The sequence below is a fragment of the Flavobacterium fragile genome (assembly GCF_023634865.1).
Classification (GTDB): Bacteria; Bacteroidota; Bacteroidia; order Flavobacteriales; family Flavobacteriaceae; genus Flavobacterium; species Flavobacterium fragile.
Genome location: NZ_JAMLJN010000013.1, coordinates 1 through 15,802 on the forward strand (window position 1 = coordinate 1; position 15,802 = coordinate 15,802).

The 15,802-nt window shown below is 32.9% G+C and carries 15 protein-coding genes and 3 tRNA genes; 12 read left to right on the plus strand and 6 right to left on the minus strand.

The window, feature by feature from the left end:
* Positions 1 to 172 precede the first annotated feature (172 nt).
* Complete coding sequence (locus tag NAT47_RS11955; RefSeq protein ID WP_250583077.1) at positions 173 to 2,359, minus strand: glutamine synthetase III family protein; 2,187 nt, start codon at positions 2,357 to 2,359, stop codon at positions 173 to 175.
* A gap of 122 nt (positions 2,360 to 2,481) precedes the next feature.
* Between NAT47_RS11955 and NAT47_RS12545 the strand changes: the two genes are divergently transcribed.
* Complete coding sequence (locus NAT47_RS12545; RefSeq protein WP_317236605.1) at positions 2,482 to 2,814, plus strand: DUF1543 domain-containing protein; 333 nt, start codon at positions 2,482 to 2,484, stop codon at positions 2,812 to 2,814.
* Between the two features lie 259 nt (positions 2,815 to 3,073).
* Here NAT47_RS12545 and NAT47_RS11965 read toward each other — a convergent pair whose 3' ends face one another.
* Positions 3,074 to 3,589, minus strand: a complete 516-nt coding sequence (locus NAT47_RS11965; protein WP_250583079.1) for a hypothetical protein — start codon at positions 3,587 to 3,589, stop codon at positions 3,074 to 3,076.
* Positions 3,590 to 3,669: 80 nt separating this feature from the next.
* Here NAT47_RS11965 and NAT47_RS11970 point away from each other — a divergent pair, with 80 nt between their 5' ends.
* Both NAT47_RS11970 and NAT47_RS11975 read left to right on the plus strand, forming a co-directional pair.
* The gene (locus tag NAT47_RS11970; protein ID WP_250583143.1) at positions 3,670 to 3,834 is read left to right on the plus strand and encodes a hypothetical protein; all 165 of its coding nucleotides are present in this window, start codon (positions 3,670 to 3,672) and stop codon (positions 3,832 to 3,834) included.
* Positions 3,835 to 3,837: 3 nt separating this feature from the next.
* Positions 3,838 to 4,212, plus strand: coding sequence for a YchJ family protein (locus NAT47_RS11975; protein WP_250583081.1), 375 nt, complete (start codon positions 3,838 to 3,840; stop codon positions 4,210 to 4,212).
* Here the strand turns inward: NAT47_RS11975 and NAT47_RS11980 are convergent.
* The 3 genes from NAT47_RS11980 to NAT47_RS11990 all read right to left on the minus strand — a co-directional run bounded on the left by NAT47_RS11980 (position 4,188) and on the right by NAT47_RS11990 (position 9,854).
* Positions 4,188 to 4,847, minus strand: coding sequence for a transposase (locus tag NAT47_RS11980; RefSeq protein WP_250583083.1), 660 nt, complete (start codon positions 4,845 to 4,847; stop codon positions 4,188 to 4,190). The genes NAT47_RS11975 and NAT47_RS11980 overlap by 25 nt on opposite strands.
* 136 nt (positions 4,848 to 4,983) lie before the next feature.
* The gene (locus tag NAT47_RS11985; protein WP_250583085.1) at positions 4,984 to 8,433 is read right to left on the minus strand and encodes a methylmalonyl-CoA mutase family protein; all 3,450 of its coding nucleotides are present in this window, start codon (positions 8,431 to 8,433) and stop codon (positions 4,984 to 4,986) included.
* A gap of 368 nt (positions 8,434 to 8,801) precedes the next feature.
* Complete coding sequence (locus NAT47_RS11990; RefSeq protein WP_250583087.1) at positions 8,802 to 9,854, minus strand: FKBP-type peptidyl-prolyl cis-trans isomerase; 1,053 nt, start codon at positions 9,852 to 9,854, stop codon at positions 8,802 to 8,804.
* 79 nt (positions 9,855 to 9,933) lie between these two features.
* On the opposite strand from NAT47_RS11990, the gene NAT47_RS11995 reads away from it, so the two are divergent.
* Genes NAT47_RS11995 through NAT47_RS12005 form a run of 3 tightly spaced genes read left to right on the plus strand, consistent with a single transcriptional unit; the run spans position 9,934 to position 11,393 of the window.
* Positions 9,934 to 10,323 carry an RNA-binding S4 domain-containing protein gene (locus NAT47_RS11995; protein WP_250583089.1) on the plus strand — a complete coding sequence of 130 codons (390 nt, stop codon included), beginning with the start codon at positions 9,934 to 9,936 and terminating at the stop codon, positions 10,321 to 10,323.
* Between the two features lies 1 nt (position 10,324).
* Positions 10,325 to 10,891 (plus strand): TPMT family class I SAM-dependent methyltransferase, encoded by a 567-nt coding sequence (locus NAT47_RS12000; protein WP_250583091.1) that lies wholly within the window; start codon positions 10,325 to 10,327, stop codon positions 10,889 to 10,891.
* 7 nt (positions 10,892 to 10,898) lie between these two features.
* Positions 10,899 to 11,393: a phosphoribosyltransferase family protein gene (locus NAT47_RS12005; protein ID WP_250583093.1), complete on the plus strand. Its 495-nt coding sequence runs from the start codon at positions 10,899 to 10,901 to the stop codon at positions 11,391 to 11,393.
* On the opposite strand, the gene NAT47_RS12010 is transcribed toward NAT47_RS12005, so the two are convergent.
* Positions 11,385 to 11,900, minus strand: coding sequence for a shikimate kinase (locus tag NAT47_RS12010; protein WP_250583095.1), 516 nt, complete (start codon positions 11,898 to 11,900; stop codon positions 11,385 to 11,387). The genes NAT47_RS12005 and NAT47_RS12010 overlap by 9 nt on opposite strands.
* A 129-nt stretch (positions 11,901 to 12,029) precedes the next feature.
* Here NAT47_RS12010 and NAT47_RS12015 point away from each other — a divergent pair.
* The 6 genes from NAT47_RS12015 to NAT47_RS12040 all read left to right on the plus strand — a co-directional run bounded on the left by NAT47_RS12015 (position 12,030) and on the right by NAT47_RS12040 (position 15,739).
* Positions 12,030 to 12,102 (plus strand) — tRNA-Lys (locus NAT47_RS12015).
* A gap of 29 nt (positions 12,103 to 12,131) precedes the next feature.
* Positions 12,132 to 12,204, plus strand: a tRNA-Lys gene (locus tag NAT47_RS12020).
* A 44-nt stretch (positions 12,205 to 12,248) separates the two neighbouring features.
* Positions 12,249 to 12,331: transfer RNA gene (locus tag NAT47_RS12025), tRNA-Leu, on the plus strand.
* Between the two features lie 150 nt (positions 12,332 to 12,481).
* Complete coding sequence (locus NAT47_RS12030) at positions 12,482 to 13,381, plus strand: MerR family transcriptional regulator (RefSeq protein WP_250583097.1); 900 nt, start codon at positions 12,482 to 12,484, stop codon at positions 13,379 to 13,381.
* A 56-nt stretch (positions 13,382 to 13,437) separates the two neighbouring features.
* A complete protein-coding gene (locus NAT47_RS12035; protein WP_250583099.1) occupies positions 13,438 to 14,898 on the plus strand; it encodes a phytoene desaturase family protein in 1,461 nt (486 codons plus the stop codon).
* A 1-nt stretch (position 14,899) separates the two neighbouring features.
* On the plus strand, positions 14,900 to 15,739 hold the full coding sequence (locus NAT47_RS12040; protein ID WP_250583101.1) for a phytoene/squalene synthase family protein: 840 nt from the start codon (positions 14,900 to 14,902) through the stop codon (positions 15,737 to 15,739).
* Positions 15,740 to 15,802 lie beyond the last annotated feature (63 nt).

A 15,802-nucleotide genomic window follows, 5' to 3' on the forward strand; every position in this document is an offset into this window, starting at 1 on the left:
AATTCATCCGATAATAAATCTTCTTTTTTCATAAGACTGTGTAAAATTTAAAATTAAACAAAAAAATAATGGGGTTTATAAACCCCATTATTTTTTCTACTTACACAGTTTATGTTATAGTACCTTTAAAAGTAAAAAATCCCAATCGATAGATTGGGATTTCTATTTCTAATTACTTTGTAAATAACAATTCTCTGTATTTGGTTAAGGTCCAAAGTTCGTCGTCTACTAACAATTCTAATTTGTCAGCGTGGTAACGAATTTCTTCGAAGTAAGGTTTTACTTTATCGCAATACGCATCGGCCATTTTTTCCGTACTTGTTAAGGCGTTTGCTTTTTTACGTTCCTCGGTCATTTTTTCCACCTTAGTATTAATACCTTCAATGTGTTCTGAAATTTCTTTGATTAATTTAATTTGTTCTTTCGCTACTTTTTCAAAATCCTTACCAAAGATTTCTTTTAACCCTTTTACATTTTCAATTAACACATTTTGATATTTAATCGCTGTTGGAACCACATGGTTACGAGCAATATCTGCTAAAACACGACCTTCGATTTGGATTTTTTTCACGTATTCTTCCAATTCAATTTCGTAGCGTGATTCTACCTCAACAGGGTTCATTACGCCCATTTCGCCAAACACTTCAACCGCTTTTTTAGAAACCTTAGCTTTTAACGCTTGTGGTGTTGTTTTATGGTTACTTAAACCGCGTTTTTTTGCTTCTTTTTCCCAAGCTTCGCTATAGCCATCTCCTTCAAAAAGAATAGCTTTTGTATTTTTGATATATTCTCTTAAAACATTAAAAATAGCTTCATCTTTCTTTAAATCGTTTTTCTCAATCAAAGCATCTACTTCGTTTTTGAAATCTTTCAATTGTTTGGCTACAATCGTATTTAAAGTAGTCATCGAAACCGCACAGTTAGCAGACGAACCCACCGCTCTAAACTCAAATTTATTTCCTGTAAAGGCAAATGGAGATGTTCTGTTTCTATCGGTATTGTCTAACATTACATCGGGTAATTTACCAACAACATTTAATTTTAAATCGGTTTTTTCTTCTGGAGATAATTTCCCTTTTGAAACTCCTTCTAATTCATCTAACACTTTTGAAAGTGCATCTCCAATGAAAACAGAAATAATGGCTGGTGGCGCTTCATTAGCACCCAAACGATGATCATTACTAGCGGATGCAATAGAAGCTCTTAACAATTCTTCATAATCATGAACCGCTTTAATCGTATTGATAAAAAACGTTAAGAATTGTAAGTTACTCATTGGTGTTTTTCCTGGAGACAACAAGTTAATTCCAGTATCTGTTGCTAACGACCAGTTGTTGTGTTTTCCAGAACCATTAACACCTTTAAATGGTTTTTCATGGAATAATACTTTAAAATCGTGACGCTCTGCCACTTTTTGCATTACGTCCATTAATAAAGAGTTGTGGTCAACCGCTAAATTTGTTTCTTCGAAGATTGGCGCTAACTCAAATTGGTTTGGTGCTACTTCATTATGACGCGTTTTAACAGGAATTCCTAATAACATACACTCGTTTTCTAAATCACGCATATAGGTTAAAACTCGTGTCGGAATCGAACCAAAATAATGGTCGTCTAATTGTTGTCCTTTTGCAGCAGTGTGCCCTAATAAAGTTCTTCCTGTTGCTAATAAGTCAGGTCTTGAAGATGCTAAAGCGCTATCTACTAGAAAATATTCTTGTTCCCAACCTAAAGTAGGAGTAACTTTCTTTACATTTTTATCGAAATACTTAGCTACTTCTGTTGCTGACTCATCGATAGCGTGAAGTGCACGTAATAAAGGTGTTTTGTTATCCAACGCTTCCCCAGTATACGAAACGAAAACCGTTGGAATACATAAAGTAGTTCCAAAGATAAAAGCAGGAGAAGTTGGATCCCAAGCCGTATATCCTCTAGCTTCAAACGTATTACGAATTCCTCCATTTGGAAAAGAAGACGCATCTGGTTCTTGTTGCACTAATTGACTTCCTCCAAATTTTTCTACTGGATCACTTCCATCAGGAAAGGTCTCGAAGAAAGCATCGTGTTTTTCAGCTGTTGTTCCTGTCAAAGGTTGGAACCAATGCGTATAATGAGTCACTCCTTTTGACAATGCCCACTCTTTCATTCCCAATGCAATGTAGTCTGCTATTTTACGGTCAATTTTTACTCCTTCAGCAGCTGCTTTTACGGCTTTGTAAGCTTCTGTCGTCAAAAACTGTCGCATAGCTTTATCACCAAAAACATTACTACCAAAAATAACTGACTTTCTGTCCAATTCTTCTACATGGACTGGTTTTCTGTCTGTTGCCTTTCTTAAAGCTTGAAAACGAAATGTTGACATAAGTTGTGTTGTTTTAAAGTTAAACCCCTGAAAAGTTTTACAAATATATAAATATTTTAAATATTTTTACAAACACCCCCTATTTTTTTAGGGGTAAAAATATTTTTTACTAATTTTACATTATGAAAACATTAAATTTATACATGATTTTGTTAGGTTGCACCCCAAAAGGCCGCTTTACCGAACAACACGATATTTTTTTTGGCATTGGAACTAGTTTAAAAGAATTAGTTCCAAATATGAAGGACTTTTGGCCCGAATCAAAAGGAAGAATTCATATTGATGCGTGGCAAAAAGTAACTTGTGTTGACGGATTTGAAATAGAAGTAGTTTCCAATGATGAAAAACTGGAACAGGAAGAGCATTTATTCTTTTTAAATTTAGGAGGATACAAGGAAGACGAATTTGAAGAATACCATTATAAAGTATTAGTTGTGGCCAAAACAAAAGCTTAAGCGATAAAGAAAGCCAAACAAACCACCTTTTATAAACATTGTAGTTTCAAAGGAGCTGAATCACACATTGACGACAAATATGGTGTCGATGTTGATGATATTCACAATATAGAAGAAATTCTTTCAGATAAATTCAAATCACAGTATCGTTTGAAAATAACAAAAACCAATGTGATTTCAGAAAATGAAAAACACATTGGTTATCTTAAAATTGATAAAATTTTAGATTAAAAAAAGCTATCCAAAAGATAGCTTTTTTTTATTCTAAGGTTTTAATCGTTTTTAAATTAATTCCATATGACTGAACAACTGCATTGAAATCTTTCAAATTAACTTGTGTTGCACTTCTATTAGAAAAATATCCAGGCACAATCACAATTCTAAAAGTTTGATTTTGTGTCCATGCTGATGACAAATCGATTAAAGGAAAATTAGCATCTAAAAAGATATTAACATCATTTCGCGTAAAATCAAAATTATAATCCAACTCACCGCCATCATTAAAATAATAGGTTTGCGGCATTAATCTCCAAACATCCTGACCTCCTATCACATCGTATAAATGATATACTAATATCATATCAGAAGCATAAATTGGTGTTCCAAGATCAATTAATGCACTATAATTATTAGCCGCATTGAAAGAACGTGTAACTTCAAAAACCTCAGAAATAGTATCATTATCATAACTATCTTGCACAATAACTTCTTCTTTGGTACAACTCTGAAGCGTTATCATTCCGATAAAAGCTATCAATAAAGTAATTTTCTTCATAATATTAAGTTTTAGTTATTCCTTTTGTAAATATAACCAATTGTTGTGCCAAACTTTTACAGAGTGAAAAATTAGTACCTTTGAAGAATGATAATACATATAAAATGGGAAGAAATAATCCAAAAAACATAAAAGCGCATAACGATAAACTTCACAAAGAACAAGCTAAAGAAAAAGCTAAAAAGAATGCTCGTGCCGAAAAATTGAAAGAGATTACCAGAAAGTTCAATGAATCTAAACAATAATTTATGTCGAATTGTTACTGCGGAAACACCGTTTCGTTTCAAGATTGTTGTGAACCTTATATCAAAGGAATAAAAAATGCTCCGACTGCCGAAACTTTAATGCGCTCCCGTTATAGTGCTTTTGCAACAGGAGCGGCTGATTATTTAGTAAATACTACGCATATTTCTAAAAGAAAATACCACAATAAAAGAGATATTTTAGCTTGGAGTCAAGCAAACAAATGGTTAAAACTAGAAGTTTTAGCCTCAACTGAAACCACAGTAACTTTCAAAGCCTATTATTTAGACAAAAATTTAAAAGCTCAAGTACATTACGAACATTCTACTTTCAAATTAGAAAATGAAAAATGGTTTTATGTGGATGGAGAATTTGAATAAAATGTATCCTCTTTCCATTTTAATGGATTTTGTTCAATATAATTTTGAATGGTATCAAATGATTTTGAATTCCGAATAATATGGTCGTAAAATCTGGATTGCCAGGCGAAATTGGATTGAATTTTTCTGCATTCAAATGAACATCGCCCTTTGTACCAACGGACAATTTTTGAAATAGAATTACCCAACATGGGATTTTTATCCCCCGAAAAACCACCAATTTCACCCTGTATAGACGCGATTAATCGCGTCTTATCTATATTATTGTTTACATCATCATTATCAGACGCGATTAATCGCGAATTATTTATTTCATCATAATTATCAGACGCGATTAATCGCGTCTCTACGGGAATTTGGGAATTATCAATAATCAAAATCCCATGAACATGATTCGGCATCACCACAAAATTTCCTAATTCCACCATTGGAAAATGATTAGGTATTTCATACCAAAATTGTGCTGCCAATTTTCCTACTTCGGATAATTGCATTTCTTGATTATGAATGTGACCAAAAAAATGATGTCGATCTTGGGTGCAAATGGTGATAAAATAGACCCCGCTATTAGAATAATCCCACGATTGTAACCGCGCAGAGGATATGCGATATTTGTTTTTAAATTTATTTTGCATGGCGTGTAATAATATATTGTTCAACGAAATAAAGAAAATATTTTGAAAAATGGAAACCTTTTTTATTTTTTTTGAATGTATTCAAAAAAAAGAGACGCGATAAATCGCGCCTCTACGGAAAATATTATTTAAAATATTACATATTTCTTCGGTACTGACCACCCACTTCAAACAATGCGTTGGTGATTTGTCCTAACGAACACACTTTGGCTGCATCCATCAATTTTTCAAAAATATTTTGATTTTGAATCGCTGCTTCTTGAATGATTGTAATTTGATTCTCAACCTCTTTTACTTTGGCTTTATGTAAATTCTCTAATGTTTGAATTTGGAATTGTTTTTCCTCTTCTGTTGCACGAATTACTTCTGCTGGAATAACTGTTGGCGAACCTTTTGAACTCAAAAAAGTATTTACTCCAATGATTGGGAATTCTCCTGTATGTTTCAAAGTTTCGTAATACAACGATTCTTCTTGAATTTTACTTCTTTGATACATCGTTTCCATTGCACCAAGAACTCCTCCTCTTTCGGTAATTCTATCAAATTCAGCTAAAACCGCTTCTTCTACTAAATCGGTTAATTCTTCAATGATGAACGAACCTTGAATTGGGTTTTCGTTTTTCGCTAAACCTAATTCTTTATTAATAATCAACTGAATCGCCATCGCACGACGCACTGATTCTTCTGTTGGAGTCGTAATTGCCTCATCATAAGCATTAGTATGTAACGAATTACAGTTGTCGTAAATCGCATATAACGCTTGTAAAGTCGTACGAATATCATTGAAATCAATCTCTTGAGCATGTAATGAACGACCCGATGTTTGAATGTGGTATTTCAACATTTGGGCTCTTTCGTTGGCTCCGTATTTATGTTTTAAGGCTTTTGCCCAAATCTTACGTGCTACTCTACCAATTACTGCATATTCAGGATCAATACCATTAGAAAAGAAGAACGATAAATTCGGACCGAAGTCGTTGATGTTCATTCCTCTACTTAAATAATATTCTACATACGTAAAACCATTCGCTAACGTAAACGCTAACTGCGTAATAGGATTAGCTCCTGCTTCCGCAATGTGATAACCTGAAATCGAAACCGAATAGAAATTACGTACATTTTGTTTGATGAAATATTCTTGAACGTCTCCCATCAAGCGTAAGGCAAATTCCGTAGAGAAAATACATGTATTTTGCGCTTGATCTTCTTTTAAAATATCCGCTTGAACGGTGCCACGAACTTGCGATAACGTTTTCACTTTAATATCTTGATACACATCCGCTGGTAACACTTGATCTCCCGTTACTCCTAATAACAACAATCCTAAACCATCGTTTCCTTCAGGTAATTCGCCGTTGTATCTTGGACGCTCTAAACCTTTATCGTCGTACAATTCTTTTTTCTTTTTCTCAACTTCAGCTTCTAAACCATGTTCTTTGATATATTTCTCACAGTTTTGGTCGATAGCAGCATTCATAAAGAATCCTAACAACATGGGTGCTGGACCATTAATAGTCATGGAAACTGAAGTCGCTGGGTGACTCAAATCGAAACCTGAGTATAATTTTTTAGCATCGTCTAAACAACAAATTGAAACTCCCGCATTTCCAATTTTACCATAAATATCGGGTCTGTGGTCTGGATCATTTCCGTATAACGTTACCGAGTCGAATGCTGTAGATAAACGTTTTGCCGGCATTCCCAATGAAACATAATGGAAACGACGATTCGTTCTTTCTGGTCCTCCTTCTCCTGCAAACATACGCGTTGGGTCTTCTCCTTCACGTTTAAATGGATATAATCCTGATGCAAAAGGGAATTCTCCTGGTACGTTTTCTTGTAAATTCCATTTTAAAATATCGCCCCAAGCTTGGTATTTAGGTAAGGCTACTTTTGGAATTTGTGAATGCGATAAAGATTCAGTATGCGTTTGAATTTTGATTTCTTTATCACGAACTTTAAACGAATATACCGGGTTTTTATATTTATTTACTTTTTCTTCCCAAGTCAACAAAATTTCCCAATTGTAGGGATCTAAATTCATTTTTACTCGGTCGAATTCTGCTAAAAGTAATTTAATAAAATCTGATTTGTCATTCTGAACTTGTTTCAGAATCTCGTCTTGATTTAAACCGGATTTAACAATTAAAGCATTCTCGACTTCGCTCGAATTGACATTAGCAACCGAACAAATCGTTTTGAAAATTCCGTATAATTTTTGCGCTACTTCTACTTGTGTTAAAGCAGTTTCGTCATATTTTCTATTATTTTCAGCAATTTCAGATAAATAACGAGTTCTGTGAGGAGGAATTACGAAGATTTTCTCACTCATCTCACGCGTAATTTCGAAAGTAGATTTCAAATCTGCCCCTGTTTTTTCTACAATCTTATCCATGATAGATTTGTAAAGCGTATTCATCCCAGGATCATTGAATTGTGATGCAATCGTTCCAAAAATTGGCATCTTATCTGTATCTACATCCCAAAGATTATGATTGCGTTGGTATTGTTTTTTTACATCACGAATCGCATCTAAAGCGCCACGCTTGTCGAATTTATTTAGCGCTACTAAATCAGCGAAATCTAGCATGTCGATTTTTTCTAACTGCGTTGCCGCTCCGAATTCTGGCGTCATTACGTACAAAGAAACATCTGAATGGTCTAAAATTTCAGTATCCGATTGTCCAATTCCTGAAGTTTCTAGAATAATTAAATCATATTTTGCCGCTTTCAACACTTGAATCGCTTCCGCTACATATTTCGATAAAGCTAAATTTGATTGACGAGTTGCTAACGAACGCATGTAAACACGTGAATTGTTGATGGCATTCATACGAATTCTATCACCTAATAAAGCACCACCCGTTTTACGTTTTGATGGATCCACCGAAATTAATCCTATCGTTTTTTCAGGGAAATCAATCAAAAATCTTCTTACCAATTCATCTACTAATGATGATTTTCCTGCGCCACCTGTTCCTGTAATACCTAAAACTGGAATTTTAGAAGTTTTGTTTGCTGTGTGAATTTTATCTAACGTTTCTTTGGCAATTTCCGGGAAGTTTTCAGCTGCAGAAATTACACGGGCAATTGCTCTTGGATTTTTCTCTTCTAAATGATCGGCTTCTCCGTTTAACACATCTCCTACTGGGAAATCGGCTTTCTGAACCAAATCATTAATCATACCTTGCAATCCCATGGCACGCCCATCGTCTGGAGAATAAATTTTAGTAATTCCGTAGGCATGCAATTCTTCAATTTCGGATGGAAGAATTACACCACCACCGCCACCAAATATTTTGATATGACCCGCTCCTTTTTCTATAAGCAAATCGTACATGTATTTGAAATATTCGTTATGACCACCTTGATAAGATGTCATAGCAATTGCATTTGCATCTTCTTGAATTGCAGTATTTACTACTTCTTCCACGCTTCTATCATGTCCAAGGTGAATTACTTCAACACCTGTAGCTTGAATAATTCTACGCATGATATTGATGGCTGCATCGTGACCATCAAAAAGTGACGCTGCGGTCACAATTCTTACTTTATTTTTAGGAATATAAGGAGTTTGTAGTTCCATTTGTAATTTTTATTCGTTTTAATGGGTGCAATTTACGAATTTAATAAATTTTGATTTCAATATTTTAAGAAATAATTCAAACAAAAAAAAGCAACAATTATAGGGAAATTCTAAAGTCAAATACAATGACAACAAAGGAATACATCATTCACATGAAAATAGAAAATAAAAAAGTTAAAAAATTAATAATCAATAAGATAAGAATAACAATTCCTTAACATTAAAGTCGAAAAAAGAAACGAAATTTGTACCAATTAAAGAGTGTACCTCATTTAGTTAAGGGTTAGTTTGAAAAATCACTCCGATGAAAATCGGAGTTTTTTTGTTTAAAAAAACCGCTAAATCGATTATTTAGCGGTCTTATAGTTTTATTCGTAAGGCGGTTTTGATGTATTATCTAAATGCCTTCTAATTCTACCAACATCAGTAAAATCAACCGGTAATGGTGTTGGTTTATTGTTTGAATTCAAAGGTCCTGTGTACTTTCTTGGAATACCAAAAGTATCATTATATGGTGTTGATGGGTCATCTACAAGAGCTCCATGATAAGGATAATAACCAGTTTTTGTAACTCCCCCCTGATCGTAAGTAAAAGCTATTTCAGTTTTAGTTAAAACACCATCTCCATCATCATCTACATCTATATAGTCAGGTCTTCCATCACCATCGGTATCGATAGGAGATTTCTTAAATCTATCTGTATCTAGAGGGTTTCCATATTCATACATGGATAAAACTTTATCTCTGTCATGGTCTCTCCTTCTTAAATTATGTAATTTGAAAGTAAATATTGTAGGAGTGTAAGATGGAATAGATAATGTACCAGTACTAAAATATGCTAGACCAGAAGGAACAAACATTACGCCTGCTCCAAAATTATCAAAGGAAATAGTACCATCTGCTTGGGAAGTATATGTTCCGGTTTTAAAAAGAGGAATTATTTCGGACCACCCCCTTATCACCTCATCTAAAGAAAACCAAACGGGAAATTGCTTTTCATCAAAAACTGTTTGATTGTAGGTTACAACATTATCAGTAGTCGTTTTATTAAATGTAAAACCTTTGTAAGAAACAAATGAAGAATCCACTCTTGTTATATTTTCTCCAGAACCCTCTCTTAATTTTAGGTAATAAATTACATAAGTGATATCATGAATCTTTCTTTGTATGGTATCCAATTCATTCATATCTGAAATTGGTGTTTGAGAACCTCCATTTGGAATTTGGGTAAAGGTTACATTGAAATCAGAATCGTAGGTGATGTAATGAGAATCCATAAACTCTCTAATTTTCGTACTATCTTCAACAAAAACCTCTCCATAAGGTCTATCAGGAGTTAAAGTAACACCATCATCCTTTTGACAAGAATACAAACTTGTAAACAAAGCAGCTACTAATACTATTTTAAAAAAACTATTCATTATTCTATTTTTAATGGGTGCAAGATACAATTTTCATTTATTTTTGTAGAAATATTAACAAGGTTTTTTGATTTAGATTATGCGTATAGATAAACTTTTATGGTGTCTTCGATATTACAAAACACGAAGTATTGCTGCAGAGGCTGTAAAAAAAGGGCACGTTACAGTGAATGGACAAGTAGCGAAGGCTTCTAGGGAAATATTTCCAACAGATAAAATTACTTTAAGAAAAGATCAAATCAATTACAAATTGACTATTTTAGATATTCCTCAAAATCGTTTAGGAGCAAAACTTCTAGATATGTATCGCAAAGATGAAACTCCAAAAGAAGCGTTTGAACATCTAGAGTTACTAAAATTATCAAAAGAACATTACAGAGCGCATGGAATGGGACGCCCAACCAAAAAAGAGCGAAGAGATATTGATGATTATTTAGATGATAACTACGCAAGCGAAGATTTTGAATAATATGAATTATTGGGAAGAACGCTACCAAAAAGGAGAAACGGTCTGGGATGCTGGCGCCATTACTACTCCTTTAAAAGAATACATCAATCAATTAACCGATAAGAATCTGAGAATTTTAATTCCAGGGGCTGGAAACGGCTATGAATTTGATTATTTAATTGAAAATGGTTTTCAAAATGTTTTTGTAGTCGATATTGCCACAACTCCATTAAATAATATCCAAAAAAGAAAACCAGAATATGCTTCTCATTTAATTCATTCGGATTTTTTTTCTTTAGAAACCACTTTCGATTTAATATTGGAACAAACCTTTTTCTGTGCGTTACCTCCTGAAATGCGTCCAAAGTATGTTGAGAAAATGGTTTCTTTATTAAATCCATCAGGAAAAGTAGCAGGCTTATTATTTGATTTCCCATTAACTACTCAAGGACCACCTTTTGGAGGCTCTGTTTCAGAATACCTAAATCTGTTTTCTAAAAAATTTTCTGTCAAAAAACTAGAAAAAGCATACAATTCTATAAAACCTAGAAAAAATAGAGAACTCTTCTTTATCTTTGAGGTCAAATAACAACACAATGGAAAATATTATTTTAACACACGAAGAAATTCAACACAAAACCAAACGAATCGCTTATCAAATTTACGAAACATTCGTTAATGAAAATGAGGTAATTTTAGCTGGAATTGCCAATAACGGATTTATTTTTGCCCAAAAAATAGCTGAAGAATTAGCTTTAATTTCGGATCTAAAAGTAACACTTTGTGAAGTTAAAATCAATAAACTAAATCCTCAAGACACAATAACTACATCTATTTCATCTGAACAATATCAAAACAAAGCTCTAGTTTTAATAGATGACGTTTTAAGTTCTGGGACTACTCTTATATATGGTGTAAAACATTTTTTAGAAGTACCTTTAAATAAATTCAAAACAGCTGTTTTAGTAGATAGAAACCATAAAAAATATCCTGTAAAAGCAGATTTCAAAGGCTTATCGTTATCAACTTCTCTACATGAACATATACAAGTTTTTTTTGAAGATGACAACTCATATGCTTATTTAAGCTAATAAATCAATAATTTCATCAACGATTTGCACTACCGATTTATCGTCAACAGTAACAATTTTAGAAACCTGATGATAATAAAAGTTTCGGTCAAACAAATGCTTATTGATAAAATCTTTTAAAGAAACCTCATCTTGATTGTGAAGTAACGGACGTTGGGTCCTCTCTTGCTTTAGTCGAGTAAGTAATGTTTCAACCGAAGCCTTCAAATAAATGGAAAAAACACCTTCTTTTAACAATAACTCATGATTATTGTAATAGCAAGGTGTGCCACCTCCTAAACTCAATACAAAGTCTTCTTCTTTTTCTAACAAAGCTTTCAAAATCTCATTTTCTTTTTTACGAAAATAAATTTCACCCTTAGATTGAAACAACTCCGAAATCGAATTTTGAGTTTCTTTTTCGATTTCTCGATCTAAATCATAAAACGAAAGCTGTAACTTTTCTGCTAAAAAAGCACCTATAATTGACTTTCCACAGCCCATATAGCCTACCAATACTATTTTCATAAAAAAATAATTCCCTATAAATTAAAGGGTTAAGAAATTAATTAAAAAAAAAGACAAATTTAAAAGAAAATCCCATTGCAAAATAAATAAATGTTTATATATTTGCACCCGCATTCAAGGAAATAAAATGACTTGGTAGCTCAGCTGGTAGAGCACATCACTTTTAATGATGGGGTCCTGGGTTCGAATCCCAGCCAGGTCACTACATAAAACTTATTTCTTGAACGCACCGACTTGGTAGCTCAGCTGGTAGAGCACATCACTTTTAATGATGGGGTCCTGGGTTCGAATCCCAGCCAGGTCACAAATTAATAAAGACGTTGCAATGCAACGTCTTTATTGTTTTAAGGCCAAGTGGAGAAACGGTAGACTCGCCATCTTGAGGGGGTGGTGCTCGTAAGGGCGTGAGGGTTCAAATCCCTCCTTGGTCACGATTACTTTTTTTCATTACTTCTTCATAATAATCAAATCAATCCTAGAAATGTTTAACAAAAAACACCAATTAATTAAACATTTTTGTTGAAAAAATTTTTTTGTTCACTTTTTTTATTACTTTTGTTAAACAAAAAAAAGAGCAAAAAATGAACAACGTTAAAAATGTTTTCAGTATCAAAGATCTAGAAAATCTATCTGGTATCAAAGCGCATACGATTCGTATTTGGGAAAAACGATATAATGTTTTAAAACCTATGCGATCAGATACCAACATCCGTTCATATGATATTAAAAATTTACAAAAATTATTAAATATCGTTCTCTTGCACAACTATGGCTATAAAATTTCAAAAATTGGAACGCTAGGCCATGAAGAAATAAATAAACTAGCTTCCGAAATCATTTCAGAAAAAAGTGCTAAAAATCATGCTATAAGTACATTCAAAATAGCCATGATGAATTTTGATCAATCTTTATTTTTCAATACCTATAACCAACTATTGAACGAAAAATCATTCCGAGAGGTTTTTTATACTGTATTTATTCCACTGATGCAGGAATTAGGTTACTTGTGGCAAACTGAAACTATCTCACCTGCACATGAACATTTCATCACTTACTTAATTAAACAAAAACTTTTAATTAATACCGAAAAAGTACAAATATTAGAACCTACAAAAACGGATAAAGTTTTTGTTTTATTCCTTCCATTGAATGAAGTACACGAACTTGGATTGATGTATTTAAACTATGAGATTCTACTGAAAGGCTACCAAACAATTTATTTAGGGGAAAGCATACCCACTGAAAGCCTTTTAGATTTAGTAAACTCTTTTGAAAAGATTTCTTTTGTAAGCTACCTTACCGTAGAGCCAAACCAAGAAGAAATCGATAATTACATTGAAAACATTCAGAACCAAATTCTTAAAGATAACAATCACGAACTCCTACTATTAGGAAGAATGACACAATTCATTTCTTCTAAATACAAAAGCGAAAAAACAAAACTATTTAATAGTATCGAAGAACTCTCAAATAGTTTGTAAAACATTTGATTTGTTTAACTTTTTTACTATCTTTGTTAAACAAAAAATATATTAAAGTGAGTAAAAAAATTGCAATAATCGGTTCAGGATTTTCTTCATTAGCTGCTGCATGCTATTTAGCAAAACAAGGTAATGAAGTGACTCTTTATGAAAAAAACAGCACCATAGGAGGAAGAGCTCGTCAACTTAAAAAAGAAGGCTTTACTTTCGATATTGGGCCAACATGGTATTGGATGCCAGATGTATTTGAGCGTTTCTTCGCTGACTTTGGCAAAAAACCTTCTGATTATTATGAGTTAATTAAACTCTCTCCTGCTTATCAAGTCTATTTTGGGTATTTAGATTTTGTAAACATTGCCGATAATCTTCCAGAAATTGTAAAAACCTTCGAATCCATCGAGAAAGGAAGCGGAAAGCAATTAGAGCAATTCATAGTTGAAGCTAAGAGTAATTATGATATTGCCATAAAGGATTTGGTATATCGTCCAGGAGAATCTCCTTTGGAATTGATTACTTTAGAAACAGCCAAAAAAGTGAATCAATTTTTCAGTAACATCAAAAAAGATGTTCGAAAACGATTCAAAAACATGAAATTGATTCAAATTTTAGAATTTCCCGTTTTATTTTTAGGAGCAAAACCAAGTGATACTCCGTCATTTTACAACTTTATGAATTTTGCTGATTTTGGTTTAGGAACTTGGCATCCAAAAAATGGTATGTATTCAGTAATTTTAGCATTAGAATCTTTAGCTAAAGAATTAGGTGTAAAAATCGAAACCAATGCTAATGTAGAAAAGATTGATGTGACCAATGGTAAAGCAACCGGATTACTAGTAAATAATAAAATTATCACAGCGGATGTAATTTTGAGTGGTGCCGATTATCACCATTCGGAAACTTTATTAGATGAGAAATACCGTCAATACTCAGAAAAATACTGGGAAAACAAAACATTTGCTCCTTCTTCGCTCCTATTTTATGTTGGGTTTGACAAGAAAATCGAAAACGTAGAACATCATTCTTTATTTTTCGATGTAGATTTCGATATTCATGCCGAAGCTATTTATGATAATCCAAAATGGCCAGAAGAGCCTTTGTTTTATGCAAGTTTTCCATCAAAAACCGATGAAAATTCAGCTCCAGAAGGAAATGAAGCCGGAATCTTTTTGATTCCGTTAGCACCAGGACTAGATGATACTGAAGAATTAAGAGAACTTTACTTTAAAAAAATAATCACCCGATTAGAACGACTAACTAATCAAAGTGTAAAAAATAATATTATCTTTAAAGAATCATTTTGTGTTAATGATTTTGTTAAAGATTATAATTCGTATAAAGGGAATGCATATGGTATGGCCAATACCTTATTGCAAACTGCTTTTTTAAGACCTAAATTGAAAAGTAAAAAAGTAAGAAATTTATACTTTACTGGTCAATTAACAGTGCCAGGGCCAGGCGTGCCCCCATCCTTAATTTCAGGAAAATTAGTTGCCGATTTAATAAAAAAGTATCAATAGTATGAAATCTATTTTTGATAATGTTTCTTTTGATTGTAGCGTAAAAGTTACAAAAGCTTACAGCACCTCGTTTTCATCTGCTGTAAAAATGTTAGCACCAAGCATCCGTCAAGATATTTATAATATTTACGGTTTTGTTCGCTTTGCTGACGAAATCGTAGACACTTTTCATGATTATGACAAAGAAGCTTTATTTTCTCAATTTGAAAAGGAACTACGTTTAGCACTCTCGCAAAAAATTAGCTTAAATCCCATTTTAAACTCGTTCCAACATACAGTAAACAAATACAACATTCCAATGGAATTGATTGATGCTTTTATGCACAGCATGAAATTGGATTTACATAAAACGGTTTACACTTCGGTAGAAGAATACAATCAATACATTTATGGATCAGCTGATGTTGTAGGTTTGATGTGTTTGAAAGTTTTTGTAAATGGAGACAATGATAAATACGAAGAATTAAAATACAGTGCTATGCGTTTAGGATCTGCATTTCAAAAAGTGAATTTCTTACGTGATTTAAAAGCTGATTATGAAGATTTAAGCAGAACGTATTTCCCAAATACTGACTTATCGCGTTTAGATGAAACTTCTAAACAACAAATCATTGCTGAAATCCAAGCTGATTTTGATGCAGGTTTTGAAGGAATTCAAAAATTACCCATCGAAGCTAAATTTGGAGTTTACACAGCTTACATTTACTATAAGAAATTGCTAAGTAAACTAAAGAAAACGCCTTCTGTAGAAATTAAAAATACTAGAATTCGTGTTCCTGATTATGTAAAAGTTGGGCTTTTAGCAAAATGCTACTTGAATTACAGATTGAATATATTATAAACTGAATCATATTGATTGCTATTCAGATTCTCAAACAAAAATAATTATTGAAATTTAAAATAT

Coding starts and splice junctions, on each gene's coding strand:
- NAT47_RS11955 (WP_250583077.1), bottom strand. CDS start 2,359: ATGTCAACATTTCGTTTTCAAGCTTTAAGAAAGGCAACAGACAGAAAA.
- NAT47_RS12545 (WP_317236605.1), top strand. CDS start 2,482: ATGAAAACATTAAATTTATACATGATTTTGTTAGGTTGCACCCCAAAA.
- NAT47_RS11965 (WP_250583079.1), bottom strand. CDS start 3,589: ATGAAGAAAATTACTTTATTGATAGCTTTTATCGGAATGATAACGCTT.
- NAT47_RS11975 (WP_250583081.1), top strand. CDS start 3,838: ATGTCGAATTGTTACTGCGGAAACACCGTTTCGTTTCAAGATTGTTGT.
- NAT47_RS11980 (WP_250583083.1), bottom strand. CDS start 4,847: ATGCAAAATAAATTTAAAAACAAATATCGCATATCCTCTGCGCGGTTA.
- NAT47_RS11985 (WP_250583085.1), bottom strand. CDS start 8,433: ATGGAACTACAAACTCCTTATATTCCTAAAAATAAAGTAAGAATTGTG.
- NAT47_RS11990 (WP_250583087.1), bottom strand. CDS start 9,854: ATGAATAGTTTTTTTAAAATAGTATTAGTAGCTGCTTTGTTTACAAGT.
- NAT47_RS11995 (WP_250583089.1), top strand. CDS start 9,934: ATGCGTATAGATAAACTTTTATGGTGTCTTCGATATTACAAAACACGA.
- NAT47_RS12000 (WP_250583091.1), top strand. CDS start 10,325: ATGAATTATTGGGAAGAACGCTACCAAAAAGGAGAAACGGTCTGGGAT.
- NAT47_RS12005 (WP_250583093.1), top strand. CDS start 10,899: ATGGAAAATATTATTTTAACACACGAAGAAATTCAACACAAAACCAAA.
- NAT47_RS12010 (WP_250583095.1), bottom strand. CDS start 11,900: ATGAAAATAGTATTGGTAGGCTATATGGGCTGTGGAAAGTCAATTATA.
- NAT47_RS12030 (WP_250583097.1), top strand. CDS start 12,482: ATGAACAACGTTAAAAATGTTTTCAGTATCAAAGATCTAGAAAATCTA.
- NAT47_RS12040 (WP_250583101.1), top strand. CDS start 14,900: ATGAAATCTATTTTTGATAATGTTTCTTTTGATTGTAGCGTAAAAGTT.